12 protein-coding genes are annotated in these 17,703 nt (G+C 34.5%); 5 read left to right on the top strand and 7 right to left on the bottom strand.

The window, feature by feature from the left end:
* Nucleotides 1-321: 321 nt before the first annotated feature.
* Nucleotides 322-756, bottom strand: coding sequence for a ribose 5-phosphate isomerase B (gene rpiB / locus B8967_RS17195; RefSeq protein ID WP_047489952.1), 435 nt, complete (start codon nt 754-756; stop codon nt 322-324).
* 554 nt (nt 757-1,310) lie between these two features.
* Here rpiB and B8967_RS17190 point away from each other — a divergent pair.
* On the top strand, nt 1,311-2,501 hold the full coding sequence (locus B8967_RS17190; RefSeq protein WP_084086880.1) for a phosphoglycerate kinase: 1,191 nt from the start codon (nt 1,311-1,313) through the stop codon (nt 2,499-2,501).
* Nucleotides 2,502-3,103: 602 nt separating this feature from the next.
* Nucleotides 3,104-5,002, top strand: coding sequence for a glycoside hydrolase family protein (locus B8967_RS17185; protein ID WP_143330548.1), 1,899 nt, complete (start codon nt 3,104-3,106; stop codon nt 5,000-5,002).
* A 285-nt stretch (nt 5,003-5,287) separates the two neighbouring features.
* On the opposite strand, the gene B8967_RS17180 is transcribed toward B8967_RS17185, so the two are convergent.
* From B8967_RS17180 to B8967_RS17155, 6 genes are all read right to left on the bottom strand, one after another.
* The gene (locus B8967_RS17180) at nt 5,288-6,109 is read right to left on the bottom strand and encodes a class I SAM-dependent methyltransferase (protein WP_084086878.1); all 822 of its coding nucleotides are present in this window, start codon (nt 6,107-6,109) and stop codon (nt 5,288-5,290) included.
* A gap of 115 nt (nt 6,110-6,224) precedes the next feature.
* On the bottom strand, nt 6,225-8,087 hold the full coding sequence (mnmG, locus tag B8967_RS17175) for a tRNA uridine-5-carboxymethylaminomethyl(34) synthesis enzyme MnmG (protein ID WP_084086877.1): 1,863 nt from the start codon (nt 8,085-8,087) through the stop codon (nt 6,225-6,227).
* A 147-nt stretch (nt 8,088-8,234) separates the two neighbouring features.
* On the bottom strand, nt 8,235-8,654 hold the full coding sequence (gene ybeY / locus B8967_RS17170) for an rRNA maturation RNase YbeY (RefSeq protein WP_047489968.1): 420 nt from the start codon (nt 8,652-8,654) through the stop codon (nt 8,235-8,237).
* Between the two features lie 4 nt (nt 8,655-8,658).
* Nucleotides 8,659-10,815 carry a patatin-like phospholipase family protein gene (locus B8967_RS17165; RefSeq protein ID WP_047489971.1) on the bottom strand — a complete coding sequence of 719 codons (2,157 nt, stop codon included), beginning with the start codon at nt 10,813-10,815 and terminating at the stop codon, nt 8,659-8,661.
* Nucleotides 10,816-10,817: 2 nt separating this feature from the next.
* On the bottom strand, nt 10,818-13,265 hold the full coding sequence (locus B8967_RS17160; RefSeq protein ID WP_047489974.1) for a bifunctional UDP-N-acetylmuramoyl-tripeptide:D-alanyl-D-alanine ligase/alanine racemase: 2,448 nt from the start codon (nt 13,263-13,265) through the stop codon (nt 10,818-10,820).
* Nucleotides 13,266-13,323: 58 nt separating this feature from the next.
* Nucleotides 13,324-13,923, bottom strand: coding sequence for a thymidine kinase (locus tag B8967_RS17155; protein WP_047489976.1), 600 nt, complete (start codon nt 13,921-13,923; stop codon nt 13,324-13,326).
* Between the two features lie 61 nt (nt 13,924-13,984).
* On the opposite strand from B8967_RS17155, the gene B8967_RS17150 reads away from it, so the two are divergent.
* The 3 genes from B8967_RS17150 to B8967_RS17140 are packed head-to-tail and all read left to right on the top strand — an operon-like array spanning nt 13,985 to nt 17,640.
* Nucleotides 13,985-15,451: a hypothetical protein gene (locus tag B8967_RS17150; RefSeq protein ID WP_047489979.1), complete on the top strand. Its 1,467-nt coding sequence runs from the start codon at nt 13,985-13,987 to the stop codon at nt 15,449-15,451.
* Between the two features lie 2 nt (nt 15,452-15,453).
* Nucleotides 15,454-16,128, top strand: a complete 675-nt coding sequence (gene rsmI / locus B8967_RS17145; RefSeq protein ID WP_047489981.1) for a 16S rRNA (cytidine(1402)-2'-O)-methyltransferase — start codon at nt 15,454-15,456, stop codon at nt 16,126-16,128.
* A complete protein-coding gene (locus tag B8967_RS17140) occupies nt 16,129-17,640 on the top strand; it encodes a WG repeat-containing protein (protein ID WP_143330547.1) in 1,512 nt (503 codons plus the stop codon).
* The last annotated feature ends 63 nt before the right edge of the window (nt 17,641-17,703 follow it).

The raw sequence follows: 17,703 nt of genomic DNA, 5'->3' as shown, positions 1-17,703 counted from the left end.
ATTGTTTCTGGCTTTAATTCAATTAAAACCTTTTTCTAAATTTTCCACTTATGCTTATATAAAGGTAACTTAATTTTACTATTCAATTTCTTTTAGTCAATCAACAGTAATTTCCTTTTTAAATCAGCTATAACGGGAATTTTAGTTTTGTATAAATTTAATACAAATATGGAGAAGAAAAGAGAAAACCTTTTGTTAAATATCTTTTTATAGATTAAAAAGGTTCCGAAGAATAATAGAATGTAATTCCTATTGAACACTGCAAATGTACGAATAAAAAATAAATAAGGCTTGTAAATGGATTTACAAGCCTCAGTATATTTAGCAAGCTGCAATTTTATCAACTCTATTTTGGTGTCTTCCACCTTCGAAATCTGTTGAAAGAAATTTCTCTACAATATCAATAGCCACTTCCTTGGATATAAACCTTGCCGGCATCGAAATCATATTAGCATCATTATGCTGTCTTGCCAGTGTTGCAATCTCGGGCATCCAGCAAAGTGCACATCTGATCTTCTGATGTTTGTTCGCAGTGATCTGAACTCCATTTCCACTTCCACAGATCAAAATTCCCAGTTCATTCTCTCCGTTTTCCACAGAGGTTGCAGCAGGGTGTACAAAGTCCGGATAATCCACACTGTTTGTGGAAAACGTGCCAAAATCTTGAACTTCAAAGCGTTCCGAGAGATAGTTCTTAACAATCTCCTTATATTCATAGCCTGCATGGTCCGCTGCAATAGCAATTTTTCTTTTCATAATACTTGTATTAAGCTTTATTAGATTCTATTTCCTTACAAAGGTAAGAATAATAACAAATAGTGTTAGTAAACCGGGGGTTAATTGTTAAAAGGTATGTTAATAAGTGTGGAAAACTTTTATCAACTTTCTATTTTTAAAGATGAATTTATTTCGTAATAGAAAACCTTTCCGGAAGTTTTAACCACAACTTTCAAATTGTTTTCTTCAGTTAATCCAAACTTTTTCCATAAAAAAATTACTAATAATCGGTATTTAGTAAAGTTATCAACATCTGTTAATAAGTGTGTGAATTAGCAGGTTTACAGCAATTTATAATGTGAGTTAAATATGAATTTAACAAAAGCTATTTGTTATAAACTTTTAGCCTAAAACTTATCCCCGAAACTAACAACACTCAACAACAACTACATTATTCTTTTCTTTATAAGAGAAAAAATTGTTGATTAGTGAGTGAATGGGGATGGGGAAAGTTTTTGAAAACTTTTATTTCAATGGATCTGTTGAAAAAGTTTAAAACCTTACATTTGTGAAACGAAAATTCAACGATATTTATGAAAACAATCAATGATTTCAATTTTAAAGATAAGAAGGCACTGGTAAGAGTGGATTTCAATGTTCCGCAGGATGACCAGCTTCAGGTAACGGATAACACAAGAATTGTTGCGGTAAAACCGACAGTAGAGAAAATTCTTAACGATGGCGGATCTGTCATCTTGATCACACACCTTGGAAGACCAAAAGGAGAGGTGAAAGATGAGTTTTCTCTGAAACATATTATAGGTGAAATTTCCAACGTTCTTGGGCAGGAAGTTAAATTTGTTGATGAATCTATTGGTGAGAAAGCTGAGAAAGCTGCTTCAGAATTGAAACCTGGTGAGATCTTATTATTGGAAAATGTACGTTTTCATAATGAAGAAGAAAAAGGAGACGAAAGTTTTGCTGAGCAACTTTCCAAATTGGGTGATGCTTATGTAAACGATGCATTTGGAACGGCACACAGAGCTCATGCTTCTACAGCTGTCATTGCAAAATTCTTTCCTTCGACTAAGTTCTTCGGTTTATTGATGGCTAACGAACTTAAAGCTATTGACAAAGTATTAAAAAGTGGAGAAAGACCGGTAACTGCTATTTTAGGGGGTTCTAAAGTTTCAACTAAAATCACCATTATAGAAAATATCCTTCCTGCAGTAGATAATTTGATTATTGGTGGAGGTATGGCCTTTACTTTTATTAAAGCGTTGGGAGGTAAAATCGGAAATTCTCTGGTAGAAGAAGACAAGCTTCCATTGGCATTGGAAATATTAGGTAAAGCTAAAGAACATAATGTAAAAGTATATCTTCCTTCTGATGCTATTATCGCTGAGAGTTTCAGTAATGATGCTGAAAGAAAAGAAGCTGATATTTATTCTATTCCTGAAGGATGGATGGGACTTGATGCGGGACACAAATCAAGAGATCAGTTTAATGATGTACTTTTAAATTCCAGAACTATCCTATGGAACGGGCCTATTGGTGTTTTTGAAATGTCAAATTTTGCCGGAGGAACTGTTGCTCTTGGTGACAGTATTGCTGAAGCAACAAAATTAGGTGCTTTCTCTTTAGTGGGTGGAGGTGACAGTGTTGCTTTTGTTAAACAATTCGGATACGGTGAAAAAGTAAGTTATGTTTCTACAGGCGGGGGAGCAATGCTTGAAAGTCTTGAAGGACTTGAGCTTCCTGGTGTAGCTGCAATCAACAATTAATTTTTTAATTTTAAAATATAAAACCTGCTAATTCTATTAGCAGGTTTTTTTTTGTCAGAATTTTTCACTCATCTATAATTTGAAATTTAATGCAATTTTTATGAGCAAGAAAAATTAAAATATCAATGTTTTTAACCTTTTTTAGTCACAATTGAGCCTATAAAAAAGCAGTAAGCTTGTTGTATTTTATTACGTTATTTCTATACATGAAGATTGATTTTTGTGATTATGTTAATACCTAATTGAATTGATTCGATACTAAATATATATTGAATATTGTTATAATTAGTGAATTTAATAAAATCCATGGTCAATAAACTGCTGTCCGGTGCGTATATTTGTTTGAATATTCTGTTCAAAACCTGAATTTTTCTAAGTTTATTTTATTCTTATCAAAGCATTTTTGCATGGGTTGACTAAGAGATATTACTTATAGTTATAATAAAAAGTTATAACTTAAAATGGGTGTTTTGCTTTTATTTTCTATGCTTTTTGAAGCAAATTTTGTTTGTATTATCTTATTTTTTTCTGGTATTTTTTTTTATTTGCGTCAAGTTTTGGCGTCAGCGGGAGATACATTTGTAGTACCAAATTAAAATATTATGATGTATACAAATGATTTTTTTGCAGTAGGAAATTCTGCTCCTAATGATAATCTTGTTCAGCTTATTGATAGCTTTACCGGGGAGAGTGTCACCTTTCAAAAAGTAAGCACATGGATTGATGAAACTTTCCTAATTCCGAATGATAGTAGAGTACTAGAAGATGAAATTATTTATCGCTCGAGAGGAAATGAGTACTACGTAAACACTGTCGTTTTTTCTACTAAAAGGGTATATGTTACTAGTTTCGGAGCTAGGTCTTCCTATACAGCAGATCAAAGGCCGGCTATTCAAAAAGCCTTCGATATTAGTTCTAAGCTTGGATTGAAATTAATCTTTCCCAGTGGTCATTATCTTATTGATTCTCACACTGATGATCTGGCGTTAAGGACGGCACATGCTAATATTCTGGAACTTAGATCTTATCTTGATGTTGAATTTGAGGACTACAGTGTCATTAAGCTGAGTGAGTACTTTGATGATAAAGCCTTTGTTCTATTTTCAGGTCTCAATGCTGTTGATCCTGAGCTTTTTAAGCCTATTTATTATATGAGTTTTAAGGGTAGGGGAGTCATTGATTTCAATGGTGAAATTTCTCAGTTAAGGACATCCTATAAACGTAGAATAGGCTTTGAAGGAGGGAATTGTACGAATGTGGATATAGATGGATTATACTGGACGAATGGGGATTTAACCAATTGTATTGGAGCAGGTTGGGCTGGAAACGGAAGTAAAGTTTCCATTCATAATTGTATTTTTGAAAATCTTGTGATGAGTAATGAAAAGGTGAATTATGATCATTCTACGATCTATGGAAATGTGAATTTTTTGTCGGTTCAGGACAATGTTTTTATGGGAAATGAGGCAACGAGATTAGTAGGTTGTGCTTGTGAGATCCATGGAAGTAATTCTTCATTCTCCAACAACAAGGTTTACAATTATACGAGAATGAATTTTGTAGCTGGAATTCAAAAAGAAAAAGGAAATATCACCAATATTTCAATTTCTGATAATATCGCTGAGATCGTTAATGCAGGAGTGTATCTTTGGCCGGATAAAGGCTGTACTATTTCAAATGTATTTATTACTTCGAATAACTTGAAGCATATTCACGTTACAGGAAGGGAAATGCTGTATAACGGAGGGCAGTGTTTATTTATTATCCAGGGAAAAGGTGGTGATTGCCAGCGTATTACTGTTAAGAATAATGTGTCACACATTCTTTATACCGAAGGGGATTATTCCAGGTATGCAGCAGGTATCTTAGCGAGAACTGAGTCTTTAGAGATTTCTGATAATCATTTTATTGGACATTCCCTGGGAATCCTGTTTGATAAGGATCGTGATGAATTGAATTCAGAACTCAATGAGTACTCCTTTATTACTATTGTAAATAATAATTTTACTTCATCATCTAAATTGGTTACAGTAGCAGCTAAAAAATTAAATTATTGTTTGATTGCCAATAATTCGACTGTTCTTGGAAGTAATGCGCTGACAAACTTGATTGATATTAGCAGTACAATTATTCAATCAACTACTATCAGAGGTAATATTTATATTTCTAATCAACCTAAAGTTGAATTTACTCCTTCATCTGTATTTTTGGCGGATCCATCTAATAAAGCTCAATATGTTTTGTCATCGGTAAAAACACCTTTGCCTGTTGTCAATGGAGGAGCATCAGTCTTAATTACGCCTGTGCTTTCCAGTAATCACAAGAGGGTAGGGGCGATGTATACTATTCAGCCGATGTATCCGGTTCCTGAACTTTTCTTTAATGCACATACTTTTGGAGCGGGTGTGATTTCAGATGTAAAATTTAAAGTGGACAACACAACAATTTTTGTTATTCAAGGAAATGCAAATTTTGTAAGTAATTTGATTGTTAATCTATAAAACTATAGACCGGTATTTTCCGGTCTTTTTTTTTTGAATGGAGTGGTAATTATTTTTTTTAGGTCATTAAAGAAAAAAATTGAATATTTCTGAAGGCGTGAAGCATTTTTAAAAAATCTTACGGGTAGAAAATTTTTTTATCTCTTTTTGAACGAAAAATTGAAAATCCTCATATAAGAAGATATTTGTATAAATTGAAAAACTCAGGAAATTTTCCTGAGTTTTTTATTTTTTAGGTAAAAAGGCTTAAAATTGACCCTCATAAATGGCTCAAAAATCGATTTTCTACTTTTTTTCGATAACGTATATCAAACTGGAAAATTCGTTCGAAAAAAGGGCTTTTACGTTCGAAATCGTTCCATAGAAGGTTGCTTTTAGCCAAAAAAGGGGTGATTTTTGGTATTTTTCGCTTAGCATGGAGATATAATATGAATCCAGGACAAGTGGTTTTATTTTTCTCATTTTCCAATCTGATTTCTTTGAAATTAAATTTTCCATTCCATTTTTAGAAAAATGATAGATATGTCTTGGTACATCATAAGCTGCCCAATATTCTTTATAATGTTTTGCATCGTAAGAAGTAGGGTTGGGAACGGCAATTATTAAAAGACCTTTTTCTTTTAATTTCCCGTGAAATATATTCAGCATTTCATCCTGGTTCTCTATATGCTCAAATACATGCCATAATGTAATTGCATCCAGGCTTTGATCTTCAATTTTATTGATATCGTCCAGAATTTTGGCTTTGGTTATTTTAGTTTCTGCTGCTTTTCTTGCATCAGCATCAGGTTCAAAACCGAAAGTTTCAAAATCGTTTTCTATATACTTTACAAATTCTCCGGCACCGCATCCGTAATCCAAAACTTTTGATCCTTTTTTGATTCTATCGATCAGTATATTTTTTTTATACTGAAGGTTAAAAGACTGAAGAAATTTATATAATTTTTCTTTCAGACTTCCGGAATCCTGATGATGGGAAATATAATCTTCGCTTTCATAATATTTGGAAATATGGGATGGGATAGGGGTGGTTTTAAATACTCCCTTGGTTTGTGTTTCTTTAATCTCAAATATTTCCTGTGAAAGAAAATGATCTTTTATTTTCATTGAAGTCGTTATCTTTATATTTAAAAATTAAGATATCTAAAAGCTGAAATACGCTCTTAAATACCTTAATTTTAGCTTTAATTTTTTAAATGTTTCACGTGAAACATTTATTTTTTTAACGTCCTAAATATACCAGTAAAACGTTTATATCGGATGGAGAGACTCCGCTTATTCTTCCAGCTTGCGCTATAGTCTTAGGGCGGACGTTAGTCATCTTCTGTTTGGCTTCTGTAGAAAGGCTGGATAGCTTTGAATAATCAAAATCTTCAGGGATTTTAATGTTTTCCAGTCGGTTTAGCTTGGCTACATTCTCCTTTTCTTTTTCTATATACCCTCTGTATTTGATATTAATCTCCGCCTGTTCTCTTACTTCGTCGCTATATTGAGAAGAGAACTCCTTGATGGCTTCAATTTCATCAAGTTTATGCAGAGTCATATTCGGTCTGGTAAGGATCTGAGCTGCTCTGTAAGCCTGATCTACAGGATTACTTTCTATAGATTCCAGAATAGGATTAATCATTCCTGGTTTTAAAGAAGTTTCTCGTAAAAACTCTTCAAGTGACTGACTATCAGATATTTTAGATTCTACTTTCTTTAATCTTTCCTCTTTTGCCAATCCTAATTGATACGCTTTTTCTGTCAATCTGATATCTGCATTGTCTTGTCTCAAAAGAAGTCTGTACTCGGCACGTGAAGTAAACATTCTGTAAGGTTCTTCAGTTCCTTTTGTAATCAGATCATCTATTAGTACTCCAATATAAGCTTCATCTCTGTTAAGGATGAATTCATCTTTTTCGTGAACTTTATTGTGTGCATTAATACCTGCCATCAGACCTTGGCCTGCTGCCTCTTCATATCCTGTAGTACCATTGATTTGTCCTGCGAAATATAAATTATCAATTAATTTTGTTTCTAAGGTATGTTTCAATTGGGTAGGAGGGAAGTAATCATATTCAATAGCATAGCCCGGACGGAATACTTTTACGTTTTCAAATCCTGGAATATGTTTCATCGCTTTTATCTGTACATCTTCAGGAAGGGAAGAGCTGAATCCATTTACGTAGATCTCTACAGTTCTCCATCCTTCAGGTTCTACGAAAAGCTGATGTCTGTTTCTTTCTGCAAAACGGTTGATTTTATCTTCGATACTTGGACAGTATCTTGGACCTAAACTTTGAATCGTACCATTGAACATTGGACTTCTGTCAAAACCTTCACGCAAAATATCGTGTACCGTTTCATTGGTATATACAATATGACAGCTCAATTGTTTCGTTAATTTTGGAGTATCAAGATAGCTGAATTTTTGAGGATTTTCATCTCCCTTCTGTTCTTCCATTTTAGAATAATCCAAACTTCTTCCATCTACTCTTGGTGGAGTACCGGTCTTCATTCTTCCTGCTTCAAATCCTAAAGAAACGAGTTGTTCGGTAATACCAAATGCTCTCGGTTCTCCCATTCTTCCTCCGCCTAATTGTTTATCACCAACGTGAATTAATCCGTTAAGAAATGTTCCGTTTGTTAAGACTACAGATTTTCCTTTTACTTCTATTCCTAAAGAAGTAATCACTCCTGTTACTTTATTGTTTTCTACAATAAGCTGTTTTACCATATCCTGAAAGAAATCAAGATTGGGAGTATTCTCTAACGCTAATCGCCATTCTTCTGCGAAAAGCATTCTGTCATTTTGGGTTCTTGGAGACCACATAGCAGGACCTTTTGAAAGATTCAGCATTTTGAATTGAATGGCAGATTTATCTGCTATAATTCCGGAGTATCCTCCCATTGCATCAATCTCTCTTACGATCTGTCCTTTTGCGATTCCACCCATTGCCGGGTTGCAACTCATCTGTCCGATGGTCTGCATATTCATAGTAACGAGTAGGGTCTTTGAACCCAGGTTCGCGGCTGCGGCTGCGGCTTCACAACCTGCGTGTCCGGCACCTACTACTATTACATCATATATTTCTGAAATCATTTTTATCTCGCTTATTTTAAGCTTTACACTTTGTTCTTACTAGCAATGTTTCACGTGAAACATTTTTGGAGAATGCACTCTAGGTAAATGTATATTACAACTAGAATAGAGCACTTTAGATATATAGCTTTAAGTAATTCTTTAATTTTAATTCTTTAAATCGTTATATCTGGATAAGTACAGATCTTCCATTCTCCGCATCTCTTTTTCCTCGTCCTCAGTCTTATCCTTATACCCTGAAAGATGAAGAATACCATGGGCAAGAACCCTTCTTAATTCTTCTTCATAATCTCGGGATAGGGTAGAGGAGTTGTCGGAAATGCGTTGCAAAGATACGAAAATCTCTCCGCTTATTGTTTTCCCTTTTACATAATCAAAAGTGATAATATCTGTATAATAATCATGCTGTAAATAGTCCTGATTGATCTTGAGAAGATATTCGTCATCACAAAAAATGTAATTGATTTCTCCCTGTTTTTTTCCTTCTGAAAGAATAATATCTTCCAGCCATTGTTTGTAATCCGTACTTACACTTTCCGGTAAGTTTTCGTAAAAGAATTGTATCATTGTTTTAAAACCAGTGTCCTAAAATAACACTGAATATGCCTTTTTGATTATTTTTAAGTGAGTGGCTAAAGTTTACTTTAATCTGGCCGAAAGGAGATTTATATCCTGCCGTTATTCCCAGTGAGCTAAAATTCACTTTAACTGCATCTTCAAATTTGATATCATTAGAAAGATTGGCAAAGCTGAAATTTCCACTGATAAAATAGTTTTTGTTGAACTTAAACTGGATATCATTAGATGCTAAAATGACATTGTTGGTATGAAGCTGTGCAAAGTAAAACCCTCCAAAACTTTTGAAATTGATGATATTCTGTTCAAAAATTCCGCCAAGTCTGTACTGATAATATTGGGGAAGATGTTCTCCAATAGTAAGTCCTCCAAAAAGATTAAGACGATAAGTAAACTGTTTTCCTAACGGAATATTAATTCTTAAATCTGCTTTTATCTGGATAATTCTCTTTTCAACTTCGGATTTTAACAGATCTACGACCTTTCCTTCGGCTGCGAAATAGACCCCTTTTGTAGGGAATTCTTTGTCATCCTGGGTATCGGTCTTTAAAAACACATAAGGGTTCAAAAAACGGCTGTAACGCCTGTTCTCGCCGTTAAGTTCAGCTTTGAAGTAATCATGGCTTATACCGCCTCCAATGGCAAATTTATCTTTCCATATCGATTGGATATAGGCTTCATTTCTGATCCATTCCCATTTATCTACAATATTATTGTCGGTGTTTTTAAGATCAAAACTCATTCCCGAAGAATAAATACCAAATCCGGGAATATATCCGTTATCAATAAAATAATTGAGATAATATCTGAGCTTATCCCCAACAACCACATCTACTGAAAGGTTGGAATTTTTAAATAAAAGTCTCTTTGCTGAATAGTTTAAAAGAAGTCCTGTTTTGAAAATTTCATCATAATGGAGTCCGAATTTTACAAAATGCCGTGCATCATCTTCGGTAACATATAGCTTGAGATAATTGGCATTATTCTGCTGAATGATATCATAGTTGATAAATCTGTAGTTGTTAGTAGCCACAAGTTTATCAATCATCCGGTTGATATTCCCGTATGTTTGTAAAGAGGGGAGACGCAGTCCCAGTTTCCCTAAAACATAGTTTTTACCATATATTTTACCTCCTTCTATGGCCAGGCTATCTATTTTATAGACATTGGAATATATTGGGTTTACACGTTGTCTTAGGCGGTCAAAAGAACGTTTGGGTAATTGATCCAGCACATTGACATATTTCATTCCCTCTACATAGCCGCTATCAAGAATCTTTTTTTTCTCATCATAGCTGGTAGCAGTCATTCCTTTTAAGTCCGGCTTGATGTTTATATCGGTATATTTATATTGCTTTCTTGTATCTCTTTTTATTCCGAAGTCGATCACCTGGTTGAGAATCGAAATAATATTGTTTAAATCTTCTCTTTTTGAAAGATCCTGGTTAAGGTCCACTCCAATGACGATATCGATCCCTTTGTCCTTTAAAGGCTTTGAAGGATAATTGACAGTCATAGCTCCATCAATATAAATACTGTCACCTATCTTTACAGGATCCATTAAAGAAGGAAATGCTGAACTTGCCATAATAGACTGTACAAGGTCTCCTTTTTCAAAGATCTGCATATTTCCACTTTCCAGATTGGTGGCTACACAAAAGAAGGGGATAGGGAGTTTAGAAAAATCATCGATGTTCGAAACATTTTTGAAAAGCTCTTTAAGGAGATAGACGTTCCTTTGACCTGTACTTATAGAAGAAGGAAGTGTGATTTTTCCATTTTTTAATGGAATAGATAGTAGATATTTGTCAACAGATTTATTGAAAAATGTAGATTCCTGTCGGGATTTAGGATCCATAATCAGAGAATAGAAATCAGTATCCATGACAATTTTTTCTATTTCCTTTCCGGAATATCCGGCAGCATAAAGACCTCCGACAATGGCTCCCATACTCGTTCCGCCAATGTAATCTACTTTGACTCCCAGTGAATCTAAAACTTTAAGTACTCCAACATGTGAAAAACCTTTGGCACCACCACCGGCCAGCGATAGTCCTATTCTTGGGTTTTTGGGAATTACCAAATCCTTTTTTACTTGTGACTGGATTAAAAGTAATTGGAATACGAAGAGAATGATCAGGAGTTTTCTCATAGTTAATCTTTAATATAAATCCGTTTCACCCGAGGGGAAATGGAGGTTAATACTTCATAGGTAATAGTTTTGCAGTAGGCTGCGAATTCTTTTAAGCTAGGGTAAGCATTGAAAATAGTGACAGTATCTCCTTCCTTTACATTAGGAATATTATCTACGTTGAGCATCATCATATCCATACAGATATTTCCAACAATAGGGGCAAGAGTTTTATGAACTCCCAATTTTCCGATTTGATTTCCTATTAATCTTGGAATACCGTCAGCATAGCCTACCGGAATAGTAGCAATACGGGTCTGATGATCTGTTTTGTATTTTCTGCTGTAGCCTACAGATTCACCGTTTTCTACCAATGATATCTGTGAAATCACCGTTTTAAAACTTACCACAGACTGCAGTTGTTTTTGTATTTCACTACTTGGTGACTCCCCCAGCATTCCAATTCCAATTCTTACCATATTATACTGATAGTTGGTATAGCATGTTATGCCGGACGAATTTAGAATATGACGGATAGGGGTGTAGCCTAGCTTTTCTATTAAATAGCTTGAATTTTTTTCAAAAGTTTCTAGCTGATTCAGGGTAAATTCTTTTTCTTCCGGTACATCAGAAGAAGATAAATGGCTGAACATACTTTGAACTTTAAGATTTTTGTGGTCTAAGGTTTCGCTTAGCTGATCCAGTTCAAAATCTTTAAATCCCAAACGGTGCATTCCTGTTTCCAGTTTGATATGAATGGGATATTTCTGATCATACCCGGACTTCTGAACCGCTTCATAGAAAAGATCCAAAACCCTGAAACTGTAAATCTCAGGTTCCAGATTATAATCTATAATAGTCTGATAGCTGTGCTGTTCAGGATTCATAACCACGATGGGAGTGGTAATTCCTTTTTTTCGGAGCTCCGCACCTTCATCGGCAAAGGCTACTCCTAAATAATCAATATGGTGATGCTGTAAAAATTCTGAAATTTCATAGCTTCCCAGGCCATAAGCATTGGCTTTTACCATGGCCATCATTTTAGTTCCCGGTTTCAGCAGAGATTTATGATAATTGATATTATGAAGAATTGCGTTCAGGTTAATTTCTAAAACGGTATCATGTTTTCTCAGTTCAAGGATATCTTTAAGCCTCTCAATTTCAAATTTTCTGGCTCCTTTTAAAAGAATAATCTGATTTTCTAATTCTGTAAGGTATTTACTTTCAATAAGTTCTTTAGTGTCTATGAAAGTATATGTTTTAGACTTAAATAATTCACTGAACTTTGATATTTCATCGCCGATTAAGAATACAGAATCGAAATGCTGCTCATTAACCAGTTCTGAAACTTCTTCATACAATTCCTGTGAATTGGTATTAACCCCTACAATATCTGTCAGAACCAAAGATTTCTTAGGTTTATTGTATTCTTTTAAAAACTGCAGAGCAGTCTTCAGGGAATCCAGATCCAGATTGAAAGAATCATTGATCACGATATTGCCTTTAATTCCTTCAATGGCTTCAAGCCTCATTTCAACGGCTTTTAAAGTGTTGATTTTTTCGACGATCTTTTGATTTTCGATATGGAGTTCCTTTAGGACCGTGATAAGCGCCAGAGCGTTGGTTAACGTGGCTTCGTCTCTTTGATGGGCCGGAAAACTGATTTCTTGCCCAAAATATTCAACGACGATGTTCTCACCTTTCGAAATATTATTTTTAATGAAGACCTGGTTTTCTTTTTTTAATCCGTAAGAGATTAATTTTTTATCTGAGTACAGGTCTTTTATTTTTTTGCTTACTAAAGAATGGTCACCATTATAAATGATCACCTGAGAATCTTTAAAAAGTTTGATCTTTTCATCAATCAGTTCTTCTTCCGAAGAAAAGTTGGCAGCATGTGCTGTTCCTATATGGGTTAACAATCCGATTTGAGGATGAAAAATATTTTCTAAATTTTCCATTTCGTCCGGTTGTGAAATTCCCACTTCAAAAATCCCAAGTGTATGGGAAGTATTGATTTGAAGAAGAGAAAGAGGAAGGCCAATTTGCGAATTAAAACTTTTAGGGCTTTTTACCGTTGGAAATTCATTCCACAGGCATTGGTAAAGCCATTCTTTTAAAATAGTTTTTCCGTTACTTCCCGTAATTCCGATGGATTGCAAATGGGAATGTTCGAAATGATATTTTGCCAGCTTTTGAAGAAAATCCACAGAATTCTCAACAATAATCCAGGTTATGTTTTCAAACTGCGGATACTGATGTTCAGAAATAATTACATGGATCCCCCTGTCTATCGCAGATTCAATAAATTTTTCACCGGAGTTTTTATGGGTATTTATAGCGATAAAAGCAGTATTCTTTGTAGAATATATAATTCTGCTGTCAAAAGCTATATTTTTGATCATTAAATCTCCATCTCCAATAACCTGTGCATTGGTGATTGCTGCAATTTGTTGTACTGTATAGTTCATTGGTACCCTTTCTGCTTATTTATGTAAAGGCAAATTTGTTTATTTTAAAACCTGCCTGTCAGTTTTTTAGATTATTTTTCTTTGCAAGCACTTCATCCATAAAAACACGGCGGCTTACTGCTTCATAACTTTCTGTTTCACCCAATTCCACCAGATTATTTCCCTGAGAAATTCTCATGGAATAATTGGCAAGATTACCTGTTCTCTTACAAATAGCATGCACTTTTGTTACATACTCTGCAGTAGCCATCAAATTGGGCATAGGACCAAAGGGACGCCCCAGGAAGTCCATATCCAACCCTGCAATAACTACTCTTATGCCACTATTGGCAAGCTGATTGGCAATCTCTACAATGCTTTCATCAAAAAACTGAGCTTCATCTATTCCTACCACATCACAGTTGGAAGCCAACAAAAGAATTTCATTAGGATTTTCTACTGCTGTACTTCGTATTTTGTTCTGATTATGGGATACTACATCATCTTCAGAATACCGGACATCCAGTTTCGGTTTAAAAATTTCTACATTCTGTCCCGCCATTTCTGCTCTCCGTAATCTTCGGATTAATTCCTCAGTTTTACCGGAAAACATAGAGCCACAGATAACTTCCATCCAACCGCTTTGTTTGGAATGATTAATTGTATTTTCTAAAAACATTTGTTAAATTAGCCGTATATTTTTAACATCAAAAGTAAGCAATTTTAATAAGAATCTTATTATGCAGAATATCCAAGATTTAAAGGAAAAAATTTTTTTTGAATCCAAGAATATCATTGATAATCTGGACAAAATAAATAACGTAGACGAATTACTTTCCAAGCAAGATCTTGTAGATGAGCTTGCTAACAGGATTTCTTTTTTGAAATTAGTAGAAAAAAATATAGAATATTTCATTACTGAAGATCCTGTTCACCATTTCGAAAATAAGCATCATTCTTTTGCTTCCGGAGATCTGGAATCTCATGATTCCGGGAATGAAGTAACAGAAGAAGAAGCTATTTTTAATAATGAACTGAATGAGATTGATGAAAATGAAAATGATAGCTTTGCAGCTGCAATTGATGAAGAAGCATTGTTCAATAATCAGTTGAATGAAATCATGGAAAATGAATTCCATGAAAATATCATCAGCTTTGTTGATGAAAGCTATGAATACAAAAAAACAGAAACCTCTCAGCATGGAGTAACCGAGGAAGAAGCTGTTTTTAACAATCAACTGAACGAAATTGACGAGAACGAAATTTCGGGAAGTGAAGCAGCTGTGTTAAGTTTTATAGATGAAGAAAAAGTACTTGCTGATGCTATCCCGGACTATGATGAAGATATTGATGATAGTGTCTTTAATGAAAATATTACAGAAGAAGAAGTACGGTTTAATAATGAGCTGAATGAAATAGAAAGTTCTGAAGAAGAGGATGCTCAACAGGAAGAAAAGCCTAGGGATGAAGTATTTGTGGAGGAATCCAGAGTACCTACAGAAAGAATCCCAAGTATTTTTGATACCGAAACACTGGAAGATGAAATATTGATTGAAGAAACTGAGGAAGAGTTTATTGCGCCAACGACTTCAATAGAGCAGGGAGAAATGGCTACCGAAACTTCGAATGTAGAAAATATCCTTAGTGAGATAAAAAACGAAACTCCTGAAGAAGAAAAAGAAGAACGGGTGCTTGCAGAAGTATATGACAGAAGAAAAATTGTTGAAATAGATAAACCTGTTCCGGAAGAAACAGAAAAACATCCTTCTGATGAAAGTTTTGAAAATTTGGATGCATATCATCAGGAGAAAAAAATAAAATTAGCCAATATCAAAGGACTAAAAGCAGTTCAGTCTCTTTTTGACGATGATCCTTTGGAAAGAGAAATTCCCAAGGAAAATCAGGCTCCGGTAGTGAAGGAGGAAACAGGAAGCATTTTGAAATCCAATATTCCTACCAACTTTATGGAAGCTGACAAGCAAAAACCCGAATTCAAACTGGATTTGAATGACAGGATTGCTTTTTCAAAGATGCTGTTTGATGGAAGTCAGGCGGATCTTAATGAAACGGTAGCCCAGCTCAACCAGTTTAGAAGCATTGAAGAAGCAAAGGAATATCTGAGTGATCTTTATTATGCCAGAAAATGGAGTAAAGTGGATGAATATGCTCAGAGGCTTTGGATATTGGTGGAAAATAAATTCTTATAATTTTGAGCGGAATCTTATATTTTGTTCCTACGCCTGTAGGAAATTTGGAAGATATGACTTTCAGAGCAGTAAATGTTTTGAAAGAAGTTGATTATATTTTATGTGAAGATACCAGGACTTCTGGTGTTCTTTTAAAACATTTTGAGATCTCAAAACCTTTGAAATCTTATCATTTGCATAATGAGCATCAGGCAACTGAAAAAGTGATTGCCGACCTTAAAAGCGGTCAGAATATCGCCATTATTACAGATGCGGGAACTCCGGGAATTTCAGATCCCGGTTATTTACTGGCAAAAGCCGGAGCAGATAATGGTTTAGAAATGATCTGTCTGCCTGGAGCTACGGCTCTTATTCCTGCTTTGGTGGTTTCGGGACTTCCCAATAATGAATTTCTATTTGCAGGATTTTTACCCCAGAAAAAAGGAAGGCAAACAAAGCTGAAGCAGCTGGCTGAAGAAAAGAAAACTATTGTCCTGTATGAGAGTCCTCACAAGATCAATACTACTTTGGAACAGATCAAAGAATTCTTTGGAGAAGAGACCAAAGCAAGCTTAAGCCGGGAGATTTCTAAAAAATTTGAAGAAACTAAAAGGGGGACTATCAATGAATTAATTGAATTTTCCAAGAGTAAAACTTTAAAGGGGGAGATCGTTCTTATCGTCAATAATTCTATTTAATTGAAAAGATTAGTTTTCGCATTGTGCTCCACTATTTGTGCAGCACAGTCTCATCAGTACACTAAAGTTCTTTTATCAAAAAAGATTGGAAAAGAAGTCAGCTCCTATACAGAAGGATATGGAACGGTATATGATGCTGCTACCCGGAAACAGGGAATTGTAGATTCATTGGGGAGAATTACATTTGAATCTCCTTACAGAGGCAGTATTTATCATATTTTCAAAAACAGATTTGTGCTTAGGTCTGAAGAAGGAAGCAAAGCTAGATCAGGAATCATTGATGAAAAAGGAAATGAGCTGATTTCTTTGGATGAACAGGAGTTTAATACACCGTGGTTCAGCAAAGAGCGGATTATTTCTTCCAGACAAGATAAGGAGGCTGTTTATGATTATAATGGGAAACAGATTATTCCTTATTCTGATAAAATAAGATTTGTTGCCAAGAACAGGTTCTTTGTTTTACAAAATAAAAAATGGCTGCTTTACGATTTTAATGGCAGGCAGGTCACTGAAAGGGAATTCAGAGAAGATTATCATTTTGAAGAGGATAAAGCTTTGATTGTTAATGAAGAAGGGCAGAGTGAAATTATTGGATTAAATGGAAATACACTCCATCGGTTTTCAAAGAATATAGCAGATATTAATGCATATCCCTATCTTATTACAAAGAACAAAAACACAGGAAAATATGGGTTAATCGATCTCGATGAAAATACCATGGCTGAAGAGATTTTCTCTGATATTACTCCTGAATATTTTGGCAAAAAAGAATATATCTATCTTAAAAAAAGCAATAAAACAACTGTTTTTTATAAAAAAGACCAGCAGCTTTATCCCAGCAGTTTCAGGTATCTGACTCCTTTGTTTGACCGTCTTTTCAATGTGTACAGTGATCAATCAAAGAAATCAGGAATCGTTGATGTAGAAGGCAATGTAATTATCCCTCAGGAATACGATTTTATCAAAAGCTTTGTCATCTCAGGAAAAGACTTTATTTATCTTAAGAAAGAAAATGAAGAAAAGCTGTTGGACAAAGATCTTAAGAATATGCTACATGATGGAGATCAGATCCTTGGTTTTTATCCTAATAGTTTAATGATCAGAAATCAGGATAAGTATTACCGGTTTTCATTGGGAAATCGCTCGTTGACAGAGTTACAGGGTATTACCATGATCAAAAGCCTGGATACAGATTATTTTAATCTCCTTAATCAATATTCAAAACCGTTGGTATGCAAAAATAAAGATAATCTGTTTGGTATTTTAGACGAAGCAGGAAAAGAAATTGTTCCTTTTGTATATGAAGACATCGTAGTATTTGAAAACTATGAAAATGAAATTGTAGTAAAGAAAGATGGCAGATATGGTGTTCTGAATTTCCAAAATGAGCCGCTGAAAGAGATTATTTATGATGCGTATTTTTGGGAAAAAGAAGTATTGAGGCTGGATAAAAATAAAAAATCCGACTTTATTTATTTTACAAGGTTCAGAAATGCGGCCTCTCAACTTTAATAAAAAAGTGAAAATTGATAAAAAAAATCAGTAATTTAATGATTTGAATGCGTTGCATGACAA

Source organism: Chryseobacterium sp. YR221 (genome assembly GCF_900176315.1).
Classification (GTDB): domain Bacteria; phylum Bacteroidota; class Bacteroidia; order Flavobacteriales; family Weeksellaceae; genus Chryseobacterium; species Chryseobacterium rhizosphaerae.
The sequence above is the reverse complement of the archived record's forward strand: the minus strand, read 5'-3'. Positions and strand labels throughout refer to the sequence as shown.

Excerpts from the sequence above, each read along its gene's own strand:
- ybeY (WP_047489968.1), bottom strand. The coding sequence starts at position 8,654 with ATGATACAATTCTTTTACGAAAACTTACCGGAAAGTGTAAGTACGGAT.
- rpiB (WP_047489952.1), bottom strand. The coding sequence starts at position 756 with ATGAAAAGAAAAATTGCTATTGCAGCGGACCATGCAGGCTATGAATAT.
- B8967_RS17160 (WP_047489974.1), bottom strand. The coding sequence starts at position 13,265 with ATGAACTATACAGTACAACAAATTGCAGCAATCACCAATGCACAGGTT.
- B8967_RS17155 (WP_047489976.1), bottom strand. The coding sequence starts at position 13,923 with ATGTTTTTAGAAAATACAATTAATCATTCCAAACAAAGCGGTTGGATG.
- B8967_RS17150 (WP_047489979.1), top strand. The coding sequence starts at position 13,985 with ATGCAGAATATCCAAGATTTAAAGGAAAAAATTTTTTTTGAATCCAAG.
- B8967_RS17180 (WP_084086878.1), bottom strand. The coding sequence starts at position 6,109 with ATGAAAATAAAAGATCATTTTCTTTCACAGGAAATATTTGAGATTAAA.
- B8967_RS17185 (WP_143330548.1), top strand. The coding sequence starts at position 3,104 with ATGATGTATACAAATGATTTTTTTGCAGTAGGAAATTCTGCTCCTAAT.
- B8967_RS17190 (WP_084086880.1), top strand. The coding sequence starts at position 1,311 with ATGAAAACAATCAATGATTTCAATTTTAAAGATAAGAAGGCACTGGTA.
- B8967_RS17165 (WP_047489971.1), bottom strand. The coding sequence starts at position 10,815 with ATGAGAAAACTCCTGATCATTCTCTTCGTATTCCAATTACTTTTAATC.
- mnmG (WP_084086877.1), bottom strand. The coding sequence starts at position 8,087 with ATGATTTCAGAAATATATGATGTAATAGTAGTAGGTGCCGGACACGCA.